Origin of the sequence: Pseudoalteromonas sp. TB64 (assembly GCF_000498095.1) — a bacterium.
GTDB lineage: Bacteria > Pseudomonadota > Gammaproteobacteria > Enterobacterales > Alteromonadaceae > Pseudoalteromonas.
This window is the reverse complement of the sequence record NZ_AUTQ01000136.1, coordinates 1-15,687: the sequence shown is the minus strand read 5'-3', so window position 1 is coordinate 15,687 and position 15,687 is coordinate 1. Positions and strand designations below refer to the sequence as shown.

At 38.3% G+C, this 15,687-nt stretch carries 17 protein-coding genes and 3 pseudogenes; 15 read left to right on the top strand and 5 right to left on the bottom strand.

The features are described from left to right. From hisD to L647_RS0110605, 10 genes are all read left to right on the top strand, one after another. Complete coding sequence (gene hisD, locus L647_RS0110655) at positions 1–1,302, top strand: histidinol dehydrogenase (RefSeq protein ID WP_024611095.1); 1,302 nt, start codon at positions 1–3, stop codon at positions 1,300–1,302. Then, a complete protein-coding gene (hisC, locus tag L647_RS0110650) occupies positions 1,292–2,401 on the top strand; it encodes a histidinol-phosphate transaminase (RefSeq protein ID WP_024611094.1) in 1,110 nt (369 codons plus the stop codon). Before hisD ends, hisC begins: the two co-directional genes overlap by 11 nt. After that, entirely contained in the window at positions 2,398–3,459 is a 1,062-nt protein-coding gene (hisB, locus tag L647_RS0110645; RefSeq protein WP_024611093.1) for a bifunctional histidinol-phosphatase/imidazoleglycerol-phosphate dehydratase HisB, read from the top strand. The genes hisC and hisB overlap by 4 nt, the downstream gene beginning before the upstream one ends. Continuing rightward, a complete protein-coding gene (gene hisH, locus L647_RS0110640) occupies positions 3,456–4,046 on the top strand; it encodes an imidazole glycerol phosphate synthase subunit HisH (protein ID WP_002960265.1) in 591 nt (196 codons plus the stop codon). The genes hisB and hisH overlap by 4 nt, the downstream gene beginning before the upstream one ends. Positions 4,047–4,079: 33 nt before the next feature. Then, positions 4,080–4,814 (top strand): 1-(5-phosphoribosyl)-5-[(5-phosphoribosylamino)methylideneamino] imidazole-4-carboxamide isomerase, encoded by a 735-nt coding sequence (locus L647_RS0110635; RefSeq protein ID WP_010552951.1) that lies wholly within the window; start codon positions 4,080–4,082, stop codon positions 4,812–4,814. Next, a complete protein-coding gene (gene hisF, locus L647_RS0110630; protein WP_024611092.1) occupies positions 4,796–5,575 on the top strand; it encodes an imidazole glycerol phosphate synthase subunit HisF in 780 nt (259 codons plus the stop codon). The genes L647_RS0110635 and hisF overlap by 19 nt, the downstream gene beginning before the upstream one ends. Beyond that, on the top strand, positions 5,566–6,180 hold the full coding sequence (gene hisIE, locus L647_RS0110625; protein ID WP_007580656.1) for a bifunctional phosphoribosyl-AMP cyclohydrolase/phosphoribosyl-ATP diphosphatase HisIE: 615 nt from the start codon (positions 5,566–5,568) through the stop codon (positions 6,178–6,180). Before hisF ends, hisIE begins: the two co-directional genes overlap by 10 nt. Positions 6,181–6,288: 108 nt before the next feature. Continuing rightward, positions 6,289–6,843: a hypothetical protein gene (locus tag L647_RS0110620; protein ID WP_024611091.1), complete on the top strand. Its 555-nt coding sequence runs from the start codon at positions 6,289–6,291 to the stop codon at positions 6,841–6,843. 2 nt (positions 6,844–6,845) lie between these two features. Beyond that, entirely contained in the window at positions 6,846–7,037 is a 192-nt protein-coding gene (locus L647_RS0110615; protein WP_024611090.1) for a DUF1289 domain-containing protein, read from the top strand. 492 nt (positions 7,038–7,529) lie between these two features. Beyond that, positions 7,530–8,216: a LipL32 family surface lipoprotein gene (locus L647_RS0110605; RefSeq protein ID WP_024611089.1), complete on the top strand. Its 687-nt coding sequence runs from the start codon at positions 7,530–7,532 to the stop codon at positions 8,214–8,216. A 165-nt stretch (positions 8,217–8,381) separates the two neighbouring features. Here the strand turns inward: L647_RS0110605 and L647_RS0110600 are convergent, their stop codons facing one another. The 3 genes and pseudogenes from L647_RS0110600 to L647_RS0110590 form a co-directional block, all read right to left on the bottom strand. Further along, positions 8,382–9,653: an aminotransferase class I/II-fold pyridoxal phosphate-dependent enzyme gene (locus tag L647_RS0110600; protein WP_024611088.1), complete on the bottom strand. Its 1,272-nt coding sequence runs from the start codon at positions 9,651–9,653 to the stop codon at positions 8,382–8,384. A gap of 214 nt (positions 9,654–9,867) precedes the next feature. Next, positions 9,868–11,193: a hypothetical protein gene (locus L647_RS0110595; RefSeq protein WP_024611087.1), complete on the bottom strand. Its 1,326-nt coding sequence runs from the start codon at positions 11,191–11,193 to the stop codon at positions 9,868–9,870. A gap of 421 nt (positions 11,194–11,614) precedes the next feature. After that, positions 11,615–11,859: pseudogene (locus L647_RS0110590) on the bottom strand (S46 family peptidase); the annotation flags it as partial. A gap of 203 nt (positions 11,860–12,062) precedes the next feature. Here L647_RS0110590 and L647_RS0110585 point away from each other — a divergent pair. Next, entirely contained in the window at positions 12,063–12,269 is a 207-nt protein-coding gene (locus L647_RS0110585) for a ParD-like family protein (RefSeq protein WP_024611085.1), read from the top strand. After that, entirely contained in the window at positions 12,262–13,038 is a 777-nt protein-coding gene (gene map / locus L647_RS0110580; protein ID WP_024611084.1) for a type I methionyl aminopeptidase, read from the top strand. Before L647_RS0110585 ends, map begins: the two co-directional genes overlap by 8 nt. Before the next feature lie 109 nt (positions 13,039–13,147). Here map and L647_RS0110575 read toward each other — a convergent pair. Both L647_RS0110575 and L647_RS0110570 read right to left on the bottom strand, forming a co-directional pair. Next, positions 13,148–13,449: pseudogene (locus L647_RS0110575) on the bottom strand (S46 family peptidase); the annotation flags it as partial. A gap of 82 nt (positions 13,450–13,531) precedes the next feature. Beyond that, positions 13,532–13,912: pseudogene (locus tag L647_RS0110570) on the bottom strand (EAL domain-containing protein); the annotation flags it as partial. Positions 13,913–14,048: 136 nt separating this feature from the next. Here L647_RS0110570 and L647_RS0110565 point away from each other — a divergent pair. From L647_RS0110565 to L647_RS1000000125290, 3 genes are all read left to right on the top strand, one after another. Beyond that, positions 14,049–14,879 carry a heteromeric transposase endonuclease subunit TnsA gene (locus L647_RS0110565; RefSeq protein WP_024611082.1) on the top strand — a complete coding sequence of 277 codons (831 nt, stop codon included), beginning with the start codon at positions 14,049–14,051 and terminating at the stop codon, positions 14,877–14,879. Beyond that, positions 14,866–15,432 carry a hypothetical protein gene (locus L647_RS0110560; protein ID WP_024611081.1) on the top strand — a complete coding sequence of 189 codons (567 nt, stop codon included), beginning with the start codon at positions 14,866–14,868 and terminating at the stop codon, positions 15,430–15,432. The genes L647_RS0110565 and L647_RS0110560 overlap by 14 nt, the downstream gene beginning before the upstream one ends. 92 nt (positions 15,433–15,524) lie before the next feature. After that, positions 15,525–15,687 (top strand): helix-turn-helix domain-containing protein (locus tag L647_RS1000000125290; protein WP_139015434.1); only part of this gene is annotated, 163 nt, incomplete at its 3' end.

Sequence of the window (15,687 nt, the reverse complement as noted above, 5' to 3'; positions counted from 1 at the left end):
ATGCTTCGTTGGAATGAGGAATCTTCACAAGTACAAGCAGCGGCACTAATGCGCCCTGCAGTTTCTGCCAGTGCCAAGGTTGAAGCTATATGCAAAACTATTTTAGCTAACGTAAAAGAGCAAGGCGATGAAGCCTTACTTAGCATGGCTAAAGAGTTTGATAATAGAGCTAACCCTCGCTTATGTGTTCCGCTTGATGAAATTAACGCATCAGAGCAAGCACTAAGTGCAGAGCTTAAATACGCAATTGATACCGCTTATGCAAACGTTAAACGTTTTCACGAAGCGCAATTGCCAAAAGATATTAAATTATCGACCCAACCAGGCGTTGTATGTGAACTGAAATATCAAGCCATCGAAGCAGTCGGTATTTATGTACCCGGTGGCAGTGCTCCACTGCCATCGTCGGTTATTATGCAGGGTGTATTAGCGCAGTTAAGTGGCGCAAAAACCGTTGTACTTGTTACACCGGTACAAGGTAATAAAGCGATTAACCCTGCTATTTTATATGCAGCTAAGTTATGTGGCATTACTACTTTAATAGAAAGTGGTGGCGCAGGCGCAATTGCAGCAATGGCTTATGGCACCGAATCGGTTCCTAAAGTAAACAAAATATTTGGCCCAGGTAATAGCTTTGTAACAATGGCTAAACAGCTCGTTGCGCAAACTATTCCAGGTATGGCAATTGATATGCCAGCAGGTCCGTCTGAAGTACTTGTTATTGCAGATGAACGTGCGAACCCAGAATTTATAGCCGCCGATTTACTCTCACAAGCAGAGCACGGCGCAGACTCGCAAGTTATTTTATTATGTAACAGCGAAAGTATAATAGAACAAACTCAGCAGGCACTTACACGCCAGTTAGCTAATTTGAGCCGTAAAGAAACAGCCGAGCAAGCGCTCGCTAATTCTTCACTTATTTTGGTTGATTCAATTGAGCAAGCATTTGATGTATCGGCGCAATACGGCCCAGAGCACTTAATTTTACAACTAGGCGATGCAACACCTTACCTAGATAAAGTTAAAAACGCAGGCTCAGTATTTGTAGGTGACTACACGCCAGAATCTGCAGGCGATTACGCATCGGGTACTAACCACGTGTTACCAACATATGGTTACAGTGCAACATATTCTAGCTTAAACTTGCTTGATTTTTTTCGTACATACACAGTGCAAACAATTACTAAAAGTGGTTTAACCCAGCTTTCAAAAGCTATTTTACCACTTGCAGATGCAGAAGGCCTTGATGCCCACGCTAATGCGGTTTCAATTCGTTTAGAGGCAATTAAAAATGAGCAATGAGAGCGCACAAGCGTCTAGCTTATTACCTAAAAATATTGCAGCCCTTGCTGCATATAGCTCTGCAAAAAGTGAAAAGCTAACCGGTACTACGTGGCTAAATGCTAACGAAAGCCCGTATGCTAAAAATCTTGAACTGAGTATTGAGGATTTAAATCGCTACCCTGATCCACAACCGCAACTGGTTATTGACCGTTACGCCGCTTATACAGAGCTTGAAAGCGAAAATATATTAATGACGCGTGGCGCAGATGAAGGCATTGAGCTTTTAGTGCGCACATACTGTGAACCAGCTAAAGATAGTATTGCGCTATTTTTACCAACCTACGGTATGTACAAAGTAACGGCCGATACACACAACGTTGGCATTAATGCGCTTACCCAAGAGTTATTACTAAATGGCAGTGTTGACGAAATAATCGCAGCTGTAGGCAGCTCAAAACTGGTGTTTATTTGTAACCCAAATAACCCAACGGGTAGCTTAACGCCACTTGATAAAGTAAAAGCGATTGCAACAGCACTTGCAGGTAAAGCATTAGTTATTGTTGATGAAGCCTATATAGAGTTTTGCCCAGAGCAAAGCGCGACTAAGCTTATTAATGAATTTAGTAATGTAGTGGTTTTGCGTACGCTTTCTAAAGCCTTTGCGCTGGCAGGCCTTAGAACAGGCTTTACCCTTGCACAAGCAGCAACTCTTGCGCCAATTCGTAAAGTCATTGCGCCGTATCCGGTATCGGGAGTAGTAGCAAGTATTGCAGCGCAAGTAATTGCACCCGATGCAATTACATCAATGCGCCGCCAAGTTACTATTTTAAATAGCTTAAAAGCTAAATTAGTGGATTGGCTAAACGCATCTCCTGCTGCATTAAAAATTCTCACTGGTGAAGGTAACTTTGTTACTTTAAAATTAGCCGATAAAAACTATTTTAAAATTGCACTTGAGCAAGGTTTGGTTATGCGCGCTTTTACGCTATACGGTGAAAACGACTGGCTACGAATTTCAATTGGTAGTGAACAAGAACTTGAACAAGTAAAAATTTGGTTAGATGGCCTACAAACACCAGCTTCCACAGCATCTTTAGCAGGAAACGAAGTATCATGAGCAACCCCTATTTATTTATCGACCGCGACGGCACTATCATTGAAGAGCCAATTACCGACAAACAGGTAGATAGTCTTGAAAAGCTAGCATTTTTACCTGGCGTTATCCCTGCGTTATTACAATTACAAGCTGCAGGTTACCGTTTAGTTATGGTATCCAACCAAGATGGTTTAGGCACAGATAGCTTCCCTATTGCTGACTTTGATATTGCACAAGACAAAATGATGGACATAATGCAAAGCCAAGGCATTAGCTTTGACGAAGTATTAATTTGCCCTCACTTTAACGAGCAAAACTGCGATTGCCGTAAACCTAAAACAGGCTTACTCACCGAGCTTATGCGCTCAGGCAAAGTAGATTTAGCACGCTCTTTTGTTATTGGCGACCGTGAAACTGATATTGGCCTTGCTCAAAACTTATGTTGTGAAGGTATTTTATACGACGGCGATTGGAGTGCGATAGTGACTAAATTGACCACTGCAAACCGCGAAGGTCGTGTTACACGCAATACCAAAGAAACCCAAATTGATGTGGCAATAAACCTAGATCAAACTAAAAATGGCAGCATAGACACCGGACTTGGCTTTTTTGATCACATGCTTGATCAAATTCGCACGCACGCAAACATTGGTTTAAACATTAAAGCCAAAGGCGATTTACACATAGACGAGCACCACCTTGTTGAAGACATTGGTATTGCTCTTGGTGTTGCACTTAAACAAGCCCTCGGGACTAAATCGCAAATTGCGCGCTATGGTTTTGCTCTTCCTATGGATGAATGTAAAGCCGAAGCACAAATTGATTTATCGGGTCGTGCATCATTTGTATTAAACGCTAACTTTAGCCGCGAAAAAGCCGGTGATTTAGACGTACAAATGGTTGAGCACTTTTTCAAAAGCTTAAGTGATAATGCCGCTATTAGCCTTATTTTATCGGTAAGCGATGGTAACTGTCATCACCAAGTAGAAGGCTTATTTAAAGCATTTTCACGTGCACTTCGCATGGCAGTAGCACAAGACACGACCCAACAAACAGCCAGCTCTAAGGGATGTTTATGATTGCCATAATTAATACCGGTTGTGCCAATATAAATTCAGTACGTTTTGCGTTTGAACGCTTAGGGCAAACACCAACAGTAATTACTTCACCAGAGCAATTAGCGGGTTTTGAGCGCGCTATATTGCCAGGTGTAGGTCATGCATCAGTTGCTATGAAACGCCTAGTAGATAACGGCTGGCAACAAGCTATAAATGAATACCAGCGCCCGCTTATGGGTATTTGTTTAGGTATGCAGTTACTGTGCGAAAGCACCGAAGAAGGTAACGTACAGTGCCTAGGTAAAATACCAGGGCAAGTAAAAGCGCTTGATGTAGGCAACTTAACGTCGCCGCATATGGGTTGGAATAACTTAAGTGTTAACAAAGAGCATGCATTAACTAAAGGGCTGACGCTCGATGAGCAAGTGTATTTTGTTCACAGCTTTGCGCACACCGTAAACGACGCCACACTCGTGAGCGGCGAATACGGTCAAACCTTTTCAGCCATTGTTGCTAAAGACAATTACGCGGGCATGCAATTTCACCCAGAGCGCAGCGCAAAAGTTGGCGCACGTTTATTACAAAATTTTGTTGATTGGCAGTTGTAAGCTGCCCATTAACTAACAAAAAAGAGATTATTTGTGATTATTCCAGCATTAGACGTATTACAAAATCAAATTGTGCGCTTGTACCAAGGTAAATACGACACAGCACAGTTTTACCCTTTCGAACTTGGCGCGCGTTTAAAAGAATACGCCGACAGTGGCGCAGGTAAACTACACCTTGTAGATTTAGAAGGTGCACGCGATCCAAGTAAAAAACAGTGGAAACATATTCAAGCTGCAACCAAAGCACTTAACGTACCTTACCAAGTGGGCGGCGGTATTCGCTCAGAGCAAGATGTAAGTGATTGGCTAAAAGCCGGTGCAAACCAAGTTGTTATTGGTTCAATGGCAGTAGAAAAACGCGAACAAGTAAAAGCCTGGATTGAGCAATTTGGCGCAGAACACTTTGTAATTGCCCTTGATGTAAATAAAACAGCCACGGGCTGGGCACCTGCTACACACGGTTGGTTAAGTGAATCTGAATTTGGTTTACTTGAGCTGGTAGATTTTTACGTGGGCTTAGGTGTTATCGACTTTTTATGTACGGACATCAGTAAAGATGGCACCATGACTGGACCATCGTTTGAGCTTTACGAAGATCTAACTCGCCACAACAGCACAATTAAAGTGCAAGCCTCAGGGGGCGTAAGCTCACTTGACGACATTAAAAAGCTTAAAGAACTAGGTGTTGGCGGCGTTATTTTAGGCAAGTCTCTGCTTGATGGCGCATTTAGCGTTGAGGAGGCATTGGCATGTTATCAAAACGCATAATTCCATGTTTAGACGTTAAAGACGGTCAAGTAGTTAAAGGCGTTAAGTTTAAAGGTCATGAAGTTGTTGGCGACATTTTGACAATGGCTAAAGCCTACAGCGAAGCTGGCGCCGATGAACTGGTTTTTTACGAAATCAGTGCAAGCGTTGAAAAACGCCTACTTGATGTAAACTGGGTAGAGAGCATTGCACGCAATATCGATATTCCATTTTGTGTAGCCGGCGGTATTAAATCAGTGGCTGATGCAGCGCGTGTTTTAGAGCGCGGTGCTGACAAAATAAGCATCAACAGCCCTGCTATTGCACGCCCTGAACTTATTAAAGAATTACACGATGAGTTTGGTAAGCAATGTGTTGTAGTCGGCATTGATAGTTTTTTTGATGAAACAACTGGTGAATATTTAGTTTATCAATTAACTGGCGATCCTAATGCATCAAGCCGTACACGTTATAAAACACAAGAATGGGTTAAACGCGTACAAGACTTAGGCGCAGGCGAAATTGTATTAAACTGTATGAACCAAGATGGCGTTCGTAACGGTTACGACAACGAGCAGTTAAGTAAAATTCGCGAGCTATGTAACATTCCTTTAATCGCCTCTGGCGGTGCAGGATCAATGCAAGATTTTGTTGATGTATTTAAACAAAGCAAAGTAGATGGTGCATTAGCCGCCAGCGTTTTTCATAAAAATGTGATTAACATTGGCGAACTAAAACAATTTTTAACAGATAACCAAGTGGCAGCAAGATTATGCAAGTAACACAACAAAACCAAGCTCAAGTCGATTTCGCTAAAAGTGAAATGATCCCTGCTATTATTCAAGATGCCCGCTCGGGTGTTATTTTAATGCAAGGCTTTATGAACAGCGAAGCACTAAACGTTACGCTTGAGAGTAATAAAGTGACGTTTTACTCGCGTTCAAAATCGCGTTTATGGACTAAAGGTGAGTCATCAGAAAACTACTTAAACGTAGTATCTGTGCATACCGATTGTGACTACGATTCAATTTTAGTACTTGCCAATCCAGAAGGCCCAACGTGCCACTTAGGCACACAAAGCTGTTTTGGTGATGAAGCAAAACCAAGTTTAAGCTTTTTAGCACAGTTAGAAGATGTGATTGTTGCGCGTAAAAATGACGACCCTGAAAAAAGCTACACAGCGTCATTATTTGCAAAAGACTTAAGCCGTAGTTGTCAAAAAGTAGGTGAAGAAGGCGTAGAAGTTGCCCTTGCCGCTATGAAACACGATAACGATGAGCTAACAAACGAGTCTGCTGATTTAATTTATCACCTTACAGTATTGCTACAACGCCAAGGCTTAGCCCTTGAAGATGTAGTTAAATGCTTGCAAGGTCGCCATAAATAGCATTAGTTATGGCTAACAAACAGGCTCATATTTATATGAGCTTTTTTATTTTTACAGTAAATCACGTGTGATATAGTGCGTGGCTAAATTAATCGGTTACTGTGAACTATGAAAAACTATATTACTCCTTCTATTGTCGCATTTATTTTAGTCTTCGCGTTTATTTTAGCGGGCTGTACCAGCAAAACTAATCAGACTACAACTACAGCAGCCACTACTACAACGAATCAGTCTGTAAAAACCACAGTAACACCCGATGAATGCAGCACCATAAATAACCTAATAAATGGTTATGAGTCTGGTTTTAATTCAATCAAAACAGATAAAGTAAATAACCAGTTCACTAATCAATGGCGTACTAATACTCATATTATTGGAGCAACCTGTACGGTTACTTTAAATAAGTCAGAGCAAGCAAGCTACCAATGCCAAACGCCTATTAAAACACAAACGCAAACAGTAAAATCTCATCAAAAACTGGCTAAGCAATTACGCCAATGCTTAACCAAAACAGGTTGGTTTGAAAGCCAAAAAGAAACAGCAAATTCAATTTACAGCACCTTTGTACTTGATACCAAAACCCCTGTCATTACACTCTCTACCAATCAAGAAGGTAATGGGTTCACTACTCGCTTTGAAATTGCACCACCGTTAGGGATTTAACAATGCGCCAATTAAATCAAAACAAAAAACCATCTAAATTTAAAACTGATTGCCTAGGAATATGCGAAAGGCGCAGCGGTTACTGCACCGGTTGTGGGCGCACAAATGAGGAGATTTTTGATTGGATTATATTATCTGAAGATGAAAAAAAACAAATACTCGCAATGCCGCGCGCTGAAATAAAAAAGGTATGAAATACTGTTTAAACTTAAATAATGATAGGTTTAAAATTAGCTTTACATAATTAATTTAAACGCTCTAAATAAATGTTTAATATTGATAATTTAACCAACAATAAATGCTCATAACAAAAACTTTTAACAACTTCTTTTATTTAAAATAATGCAATAATAGATTTAATTATATTATGATTAACACCTTAAACGGCATGTTCAAATTAACCATCTAAATCTAAAAACAACAACCATAAAAACAAAGGCTTGAAATCAAGAGTTTTTAAAAACAACAATAAAATAAAATTTTAAGTTACTATTTTTAATTTTTAACTTTAGTGCTTTAAACTGATTTATACTTTGCACATACTAAAGATTATACTCTTCCTTGCATGCAATTAAAAAGAAGTTCTTTGTTGGAGAGTATTTCATAGCCAACAATTCTAATATATAATCCCCGCCGTAAAATCATGATGATTTAACATATAATTACAAAATATAACAAGGAATAGAATGAACTTTTCAATCGTAAAAAAAGCAGTATTAGTTGCGGCAATGGCAACATCTTTAACAGCTTGTATGACTACTGGTCCGGCTTTAAAAAGCTCTAATTCAGAAAGTGTTGCTGGAATAGAAGCACGTTTACCATATGCAAACTATGCTAGCTACTTCGGTTACATTGATAAAGGTACTGCTCCACAAGGTACGTACAAAGAAAAAGATGCATACTACTTATTCGTATGGGTACCAGCAGCAATTGATGAAATTGGTGTATCAATGGTTTCTCCAGCATCGGGCACGCCAAGTGACACTGATTTCGTAAGTGATGCATACACAAAACTTAATGAAAGTAATCCTGATACGTTCTTCGATACTTACATTGTATTAGATCGCTTAGACATCGTTGATAGCGCTAAGATCAGTAAAGGTGGCAAATCTTTACAAACTCTAACTTACAATGATGACAGCAGCGAATTACCAGCTAACCCAGGTGGAAGTACTTATAACTCTTTAATTCGCCACGTTAGTGAAGTAAGCAGCCCAACTAAAGCGTTAGTACGTGGTGTTTACCGTATCTCATTTACATCTTTCCGTTCAGCTATCGAAGGTTCTTTTGAAGCGACTGTTGGTACTAACGTACCAGGCATCAAAATTGCTAAAAGCCTTGAAGAACTTCAAGCTCTAGTTAACGAAGGTTAATATCTAATTTTATTAGGTAATTAAAAATGCCGTTCATTTAAAATGAGCGGCATTTTTGTATCTATCACTTTTACTATTGGATAATTTGGTAGATAAGTAATTATTTTAAGTCGTGCTTAAGTATTTTACTTTTAGCAGATTAAGCTTTTTTCTAACAAAAATAATTTACGCTTTATCGAGCGCTTGGCTTACATCGGCAATAATGTCGGCAATGTTTTCAATGCCAACCGATAAGCGAATTAAATCGCGACTTACACCAGCATTTGCTAATTCATCATCGTTTAATTGACGATGTGTAGTTGATGCAGGATGACACGCAAGCGACTTAGCATCGCCAATATTAACTAAGCGTAAAATCATATTTAGCGCATCAATAAAACGAGTACCTGCCTCTAGCCCACCTTCAATACCAAAGCTTAAAATACCCGATGCTTTACCACTAGTGATTTTTTGGCTCATTTCGTTATACGGGCTTGATTTTAATCCTGCGTAATTAACCCAAAGTACTTTTGGATGATTTTCTAAATACTCAGCCAGATGCTGTGCATTTTCGCAGTGGCGATCCATTCTTAAGCCTAAGGTTTCAAGGCCGATTAAAATGTCAGATGCGTTTTTAGGCGCAAGCGCTGCGCCGGTATTTCTAAGTGGCACTACTCTGCAGCGTCCAATAAATGCAGCTTCAGCAAAGGCTTCGGTATAAACCACGTTGTGATACGACGGATCGGGCTCGTTCATCATTGCAAAACGCGTAGCATTCGCTTTCCAATCAAATTTTCCTGAGTCGACAATCATGCCGCCAATGGCAGTACCGTGCCCGTTTATATACTTAGTAAGTGAATGAACCACTATATCGGCGCCCAGCTCAAATGGGCGGCATAAATACGGCGTAGCCACAGTATTATCAACTATAAGCGGCACACCTTTACTGTGTGCAATGCGTGCTAAACGCTCAATATCAACAATATTACCTGCCGGATTACCAATAGATTCACAAAAAACAGCGCGGGTGTTGTCGTCAATCGCATTCTCAAACGCGGTAAAGTCATCGGCTTTAATCATGCGTGCTTCAATACCTTGTCTAGGTAAGGTATGTGCAAATAAGTTATACGTGCCACCATATACTTGGCTGGTGCTTACAATATTAGTACCGACTTCACACAAACATTGAATAGCATACGTAATAGCAGCCATCCCAGAGGCGACAGCTAGCCCACCGATGCCTCCTTCCATCGCGGCAATACGTTGTTCAAGTACGGCATTGGTTGGGTTCATTATGCGGGTGTAAATATTCCCAGGTACTTTTAAATCGAATAAATCAGCACCATGCTGTGTGTTATCAAATGTATAAGATGAAGTGTGATAAATAGGCACGGCTGCCGATTTGGTCGTAGGCTCAGATTCGTAACCGTGGTGCAGTGCTAATGACTCTAATTTCATAATTATGTCCTTCAATTAATTTACCACTAAGCTAGCACTTCTTGGTTATAAAATGCACATGAAATATATATTAAAGGGTGTTGAGGTGGTTTGATTTAAGTTAAAGGCGGATAAGAGCGATTAGCAGACCGTCAGCCTTTGTCTTTGCGGTAGGCTGTTTCAAGCTCATTGTTGCCATTTGATTGACTCAAATAAATGAGCAACGAGCGCTCATTTATAACGATTCTAATTGGTTAATGTAATTTTCAGGGTCTGCTAACTTATCCGTAGTTAAGTTTTTTAGCCCTTGTAGCATATCACTAGAAATATATTTTTCAGTCACAGCCCAAAAACCTACTGCACCCGTTTTACCTTTGTTTTTTCCTTGTTCTTTAAAATCATTCCAAACATTAAAAATAGATTGTTTTCCTTTTGATAATTCGCGAGTTTTTTTATCTATTAGAGAGTGAATAATGATCCCACATTGATAATACAATCGGTAATTACCCTTCCTAGCTGCATCTTCTAATGAATATTTCGTTAAAGCATTGGCACAATCTGACTTTGCTTGGTTTAACTTTTTACTAATGAATAGCTCAATAATTTCGGGATAGAATTCCCGCAAGGCTATAGCGGATAACCACTCTGCATTACCTTCATGTATCCAGCTTTCAGATTTATCGCTTACTAATGAAGCGCTATCTTGATAAAAATGTGAAGCTTCATGTGCAAACATCCATAAAGTTCTATTAATAAAGTTTTTTTCTTTTAATTTTTCGTCCAAGTTATCCATATCCCAATGGATAAACACTTGATTAGGCAGAACACCTCCTTGAATATCTTTCCCCTTTTTATTTGAATATGAGGCAAATAGCATCGGTTTAACACTACTACTATTTTCTCCTAAATGTGATTCAAAGAACGTCATTGTTTTTGGTAGTGATTGGCTAAGTTCCATCTTCATTTTTTCAGGCAACCCTTGATCAATCATGGCTAAAAACGTTGGCTCATCTATAGGCTTTTGTTGTCCTATATAAACGTATTGTCCATCATCATACCCAAGCCAGTTTTCGGATTGATAGTTAACTTTTCCATTGGCAATAAAATGGGTATTTCCTTCTACTTCTATTTTGATTTTCCAACCATTATCATCATCCGAGCATAGGTCGATGCATGCAAATAAACGGCCCGTATGAATTAGAACGCCTCCGTCTGAAAATGGTGCTATAGGTGCGTAAGATTTAGGCAAATGCTTATAAGTTGGTGTTAAGCTAAGTTGCACATGATTAAAGGCTTTACCATCTATTCGTTGAATAAACTCTTGATGTTTTTTATAAACAACCTCAAATTCATTATTAACAGGTTTCCACCTTTTGGTACGTGAGTCATTTGGGCTATTAACGAAGGCAATTTTTTGTGCAGGAGTGCCAGTAGTGTATATAAGCGATAAAGTTTCCACTGATTTGTTGATCTGTATATTTACGTCAGCTTTTGCAAATGCACTTGTTTGAAAAAGAAAGTAAAGACATGCGAAAAAAGAGAAGTAATGTACGGCTTTCATTAAATTTAATTCCATTTATTTTTATTATTCAAATTATTATACATATCTTTCGTATAACTTTAAGTTATTGTTATACCTTCTTTAGAGCCATAGAGATAAAACTTGGAGACCTTCTGTTTCTCACATTTTTAGGTCATGCTCAGAAATAACCTGAATGACCGCTCTGGTGGCTTAGCTGTCCAATTTAGAGGTTTTTGAAAAGTAATGTCAATGTCTGCTGTTGGCACCCTCCAGNTTCGCCACTTATCCGACCTACGTCAAAAGGTAGGTTGGTTAAGCCGAAGACGCCACCCAACAGAGTATCGATTCACGCCTTGAAGTTCAGCAGCTAGCACTTTGCAGTCATAAACAAGCAAATCAAACATCAATAAAAAAGGCGCTTCCTTTACGGTAAGCGCCCTTCTCTTATATCACTAATTACTTATTTTACGATTGTCATTTCGTCTAACAAATTTTGTGCATTATCTACTTTATCCATTACCCACAGCATGTAGCGCGAATCAACGTGGATTGAGCGATTAAACTCAGGGTTGTAATCCAATCATCAATAATACTTTCGTAAACATCGTCAAACAGTAAGCCTACAAGATCTGCTTTACCGTTAAGTGTTGGCGAGCCTGAGTTACCACCTATTTGGTCATCATTTAATAAAAAGCTAACAGCCATTATTTGAGCGAAGTAAACTCCTGCCTACAGGCATACTATAATCATTAAATTTATTAACCTAAAAATACAGTTTAAAAGTGCTAGCCATATAATTAAATATAAACACAAAGGGCAGTGAGCAAAAACATACTGTAAAACGTCTATGTTGACATCACAACCCTCAATGTATACGATTCGCATACAAACCATATACGGTATATATAATGGGAATAGTAAAAATATCAGACGGGTTGCATGTAGAAATTAGAAAATCGAGTAATATCATGTCTAGATCTATCAATTCACAAGCAGAGTTTTGGATTAAAATAGGCATGCTTGCTGAGCTAAATCCGACACTCACCTACCATGAAATAATTAAAAAACAACTTATAAAAGAAAAGCTTACTATTCAGGATCTTTTGCATGAATAAAGCAATAGTAAAAACGGATGCAGAAATTGAGCTCATGAGAGAGTCAGGAAAGCTCTTAGCTCAAGTATTTAAAATGCTTGATGATTTTATTTGCGAAGGCATGACTACGTTAGATATAGACACTAAAGTAGAAAGCTATATAACCAACGTGTTACATGCTCGTCCTGCTAGTAAAGGCCAATATGGCTATCGGTATTCATTAAACTCATCAGTTAATGACGTAGTGTGCCATGGTGTACCCAATAATATTTATAAATTAAAAAACAAAGATATTTTAAATATTGATATTACCTTAGAGAAAAATGGTTATATCAGTGATTCAAGTAAAATGTATACTTTTACAGCGACAAGCTCAGAAGCCAAACGTTTGGTTAAAACGACTTATGATGCAATGTGGGCAGGTATTAAGGTGGTAAAACCAAAAGCAACGCTTGGTGATATTGGCTATGCTATTCAAAAGCACGCTGAGTCTTCTGGTTATAGTGTAGTACGTGAATATTGCGGTCATGGTATTGGTAAAGAAATGCATGAAGAGCCGCAAGTTTTGCACTATGGTAAACCGCATACAGGGTTAGTACTTGAAGCAGGTATGACCTTTACTATAGAGCCTATGATCAACCAAGGTTCCAAGAAGGTAAAAACTAAAAAAGATGGATGGACAGTCGTAACAAAAGACAAGAAACTTTCTGCTCAATGGGAACATACCGTTCTAGTAACAGAAACGGGCTTCGAAGTTTTAACACTTCGCGATGAAGAGAAGAGTGCTTAGCAAAACTAAGTTAGGTTATGCTACTGACGCATACAAACCGTAACCCATTATGATTAATAAAAAGGCGCTTCCTTTACGGTAAGCGCCCTTCTCTTATCTCACTAATTACTTATTTTACGATTGTCATTTCGTCTAACAAGTTTTGTGCATTATCTACTTTATCCATTACCCACAGCATGTAGCGCGAATCAACGTGGATTGAGCGATTAAGCTCAGGGTTGTAATCCCAGTCACCAATAATACTTTCGTAAACCCCGTCAAACAGTAAGCCTACAAGCTCTGCTTTGCCGTTAAGTGTTGGCGAACCTGAGTTACCACCGGTAGTGTCTACATTTGATAAAAAGTTAACTGGTACTGTATTCATGCACCGGTGTAATCACCATAAAGCTTGGCTTTAATTTACTCTTGTAACCACTAAGCCTTTTGGTGATACAAACATGGGATAATAAGGTTAATAGCCGTGCAATGATTTATTACAATCGAGTACTTAATCTTATTTTTTATCAAAATTCATCGATAAATCAAGGAACTGTTTTGCTGGTATTGGTTTGCTAAAGTAAAAACCTTGCATAAAATCACAGCCCAATTCGTTCAATAAAGTATGCTGCTCTTTTGTTTCTACCCCTTCGGCTACAACTGTCAGTCCTAAACTGTGCGACATGGCAATAATTGCCTTTACAAGATTACAATCTTCATTGTTTAGCACAATACCATCAATAAAATTTCTATCTATTTTTAGTACATTAAAAGGGTATTCTCTCAAATAACTTAATGATGAATAACCTGTACCAAAGTCATCCATTGATAAGTTAATGCCTAATGCAGTAATCTCAGTCAGTATATCAACAACATTAGTGTGACAACTCATCAATACTGTCGGATAACAATAAAGTTTGAAACTTTACAATAAAGATTAAAACTATAACAACAAAGTTCGAACTGTGACATTAAAGTTTGAACTGATTTAAGCCTCGGTTATACTGGTTAAAAGTTAATCGAGGTTTTTTGTTATGGCGAAATCAATATTCGGGCTCAATAAAACAGAGATAAACAAGCGAATTAAAGAAGGAAGAGGTTTAGGATCAAAATCAGATTATAAGCCTTGGATTTATGTTCATGAGGTTCCTTCAGCAGGAAGGGCGCAAAGAGCTTATTCTCATCTCACTAACCGAGTTCATCATGTTCTATCTGATATAGAGTTTGGTGTTCTTCTTCTACTTGATCACAATCCAATAGTTACTGATATTCGAGAACAATTCCCTCTCAACCTGCAAGATACTCTAAAGATAGCGAAAGCATATAAACTATGGCATCCCACTTTAAATAAAACACCTCAAGTAATGTCCTCTGATTATTTAGTGAATACTACATCAACCTCAATGCCATTATTCGCACTTCAAGTTAAGTCTTCAGAAGACTTAAATGATCCCCGTACTATTGAAAAGTTAGAAATAGAGCGTAGGTATTGGAAATCTAAAGAAATTCCTTGGTTTATTATTACAGATAAAGAAATTAAGAAAGAGATGAAAAGTAACATTGAGTGGCTATATGGTGTTAAGGGCTTTTTTGATGATATTGATATTGAAAGCTTGTCAGCAGAAGTGGTCTTAATGAAATCGTATTTTGAGTCTAATCCAGATAGAAAAATAATAGATATATTGAAAGAATATGATGCTGCGTATCAATTGAAGTTAGGTGAGTCTTTATATATTTTTCGACAATTATGTGCGGCTAGACTTATTGAATTTAACATTGAAAAGAGAATTCATTTAATGACAGCAAAAGAAGTACATTTTATGGTTCGTCATCAACATAAAGGGTTACAGCATGTTGCAAGTTAATGATGTTATTCAATTAGAGAAAATACGTTATCGAGTTCTTTCTGTAGAGCAAAATACTTTATTCTGGATTGATATAGATAGTACTAAAGGCTTGCCTGAATCACTTCATTTAGAACAATATTATCAGCTAGTAGAATCTGGAGACTTGAAACGAGTTGATGATCCCTATTTACACCTACAAGGTGTTAACCCTGAAAAATCGATAAAATCACAAAAAAAATTAGAAGATAATTACACTCTTATTGCTCCAATTATTAAAGACTCACTTGTATTTTATAAAGAATCGAGAAGTAAGCGAATTAATCAAGTGATTGTTGATAAAGACGTTTCTAAAGCAACAATATACAGATTATTGAGACGTTATTGGCAGCGAGGACAAATTAAAAATGCACTTTTATCTAGCTTTAGTAATTCTGGTGCGAGCGGGAAGAGACGTAATTTAACAGAAAATAAGCCTGGTCGACCTCGTCAATTTGGAAGAGGTGAAGGTCAGCCTGTTACTGAAAGTATTAGAAAAAAATTTCGAATATTTATTGATAAATATCTGACCTAGATTCAAATTGTAAGTGCATAACTTGTTTTGGCTAGATTAAATGGTCAGTTGCTCATAAGCTAACTGCTTTTTCTCCGGCAAGAGATTTTACAATGAGACATTACAAACAACTGACCTATGCGCAAAGATGCCAGATCGCCGTTCTAAAGAAAAGCGGTTTTACGCAACAAACTATTGCTGAGCTAACTAATTTATCGCAATCTACGATTTCAAGAGAGCTTTCTAGAAATACAGGTAAGCGAGGTTACAGACACA

Bases quoted from the DNA above. Each gene is read 5' to 3' on its own strand.
- hisD (WP_024611095.1), top strand. From the start codon at position 1: ATGCTTCGTTGGAATGAGGAATCTTCACAAGTACAAGCAGCGGCACTA.
- hisC (WP_024611094.1), top strand. From the start codon at position 1,292: ATGAGCAATGAGAGCGCACAAGCGTCTAGCTTATTACCTAAAAATATT.
- hisB (WP_024611093.1), top strand. From the start codon at position 2,398: ATGAGCAACCCCTATTTATTTATCGACCGCGACGGCACTATCATTGAA.
- hisH (WP_002960265.1), top strand. From the start codon at position 3,456: ATGATTGCCATAATTAATACCGGTTGTGCCAATATAAATTCAGTACGT.
- hisF (WP_024611092.1), top strand. From the start codon at position 4,796: ATGTTATCAAAACGCATAATTCCATGTTTAGACGTTAAAGACGGTCAA.
- hisIE (WP_007580656.1), top strand. From the start codon at position 5,566: ATGCAAGTAACACAACAAAACCAAGCTCAAGTCGATTTCGCTAAAAGT.
- L647_RS0110620 (WP_024611091.1), top strand. From the start codon at position 6,289: ATGAAAAACTATATTACTCCTTCTATTGTCGCATTTATTTTAGTCTTC.
- L647_RS0110615 (WP_024611090.1), top strand. From the start codon at position 6,846: ATGCGCCAATTAAATCAAAACAAAAAACCATCTAAATTTAAAACTGAT.
- L647_RS0110605 (WP_024611089.1), top strand. From the start codon at position 7,530: ATGAACTTTTCAATCGTAAAAAAAGCAGTATTAGTTGCGGCAATGGCA.
- L647_RS0110600 (WP_024611088.1), bottom strand. From the start codon at position 9,653: ATGAAATTAGAGTCATTAGCACTGCACCACGGTTACGAATCTGAGCCT.
- L647_RS0110595 (WP_024611087.1), bottom strand. From the start codon at position 11,193: ATGAAAGCCGTACATTACTTCTCTTTTTTCGCATGTCTTTACTTTCTT.
- L647_RS0110585 (WP_024611085.1), top strand. From the start codon at position 12,063: ATGGGAATAGTAAAAATATCAGACGGGTTGCATGTAGAAATTAGAAAA.
- map (WP_024611084.1), top strand. From the start codon at position 12,262: ATGAATAAAGCAATAGTAAAAACGGATGCAGAAATTGAGCTCATGAGA.
- L647_RS0110565 (WP_024611082.1), top strand. From the start codon at position 14,049: ATGGCGAAATCAATATTCGGGCTCAATAAAACAGAGATAAACAAGCGA.
- L647_RS0110560 (WP_024611081.1), top strand. From the start codon at position 14,866: ATGTTGCAAGTTAATGATGTTATTCAATTAGAGAAAATACGTTATCGA.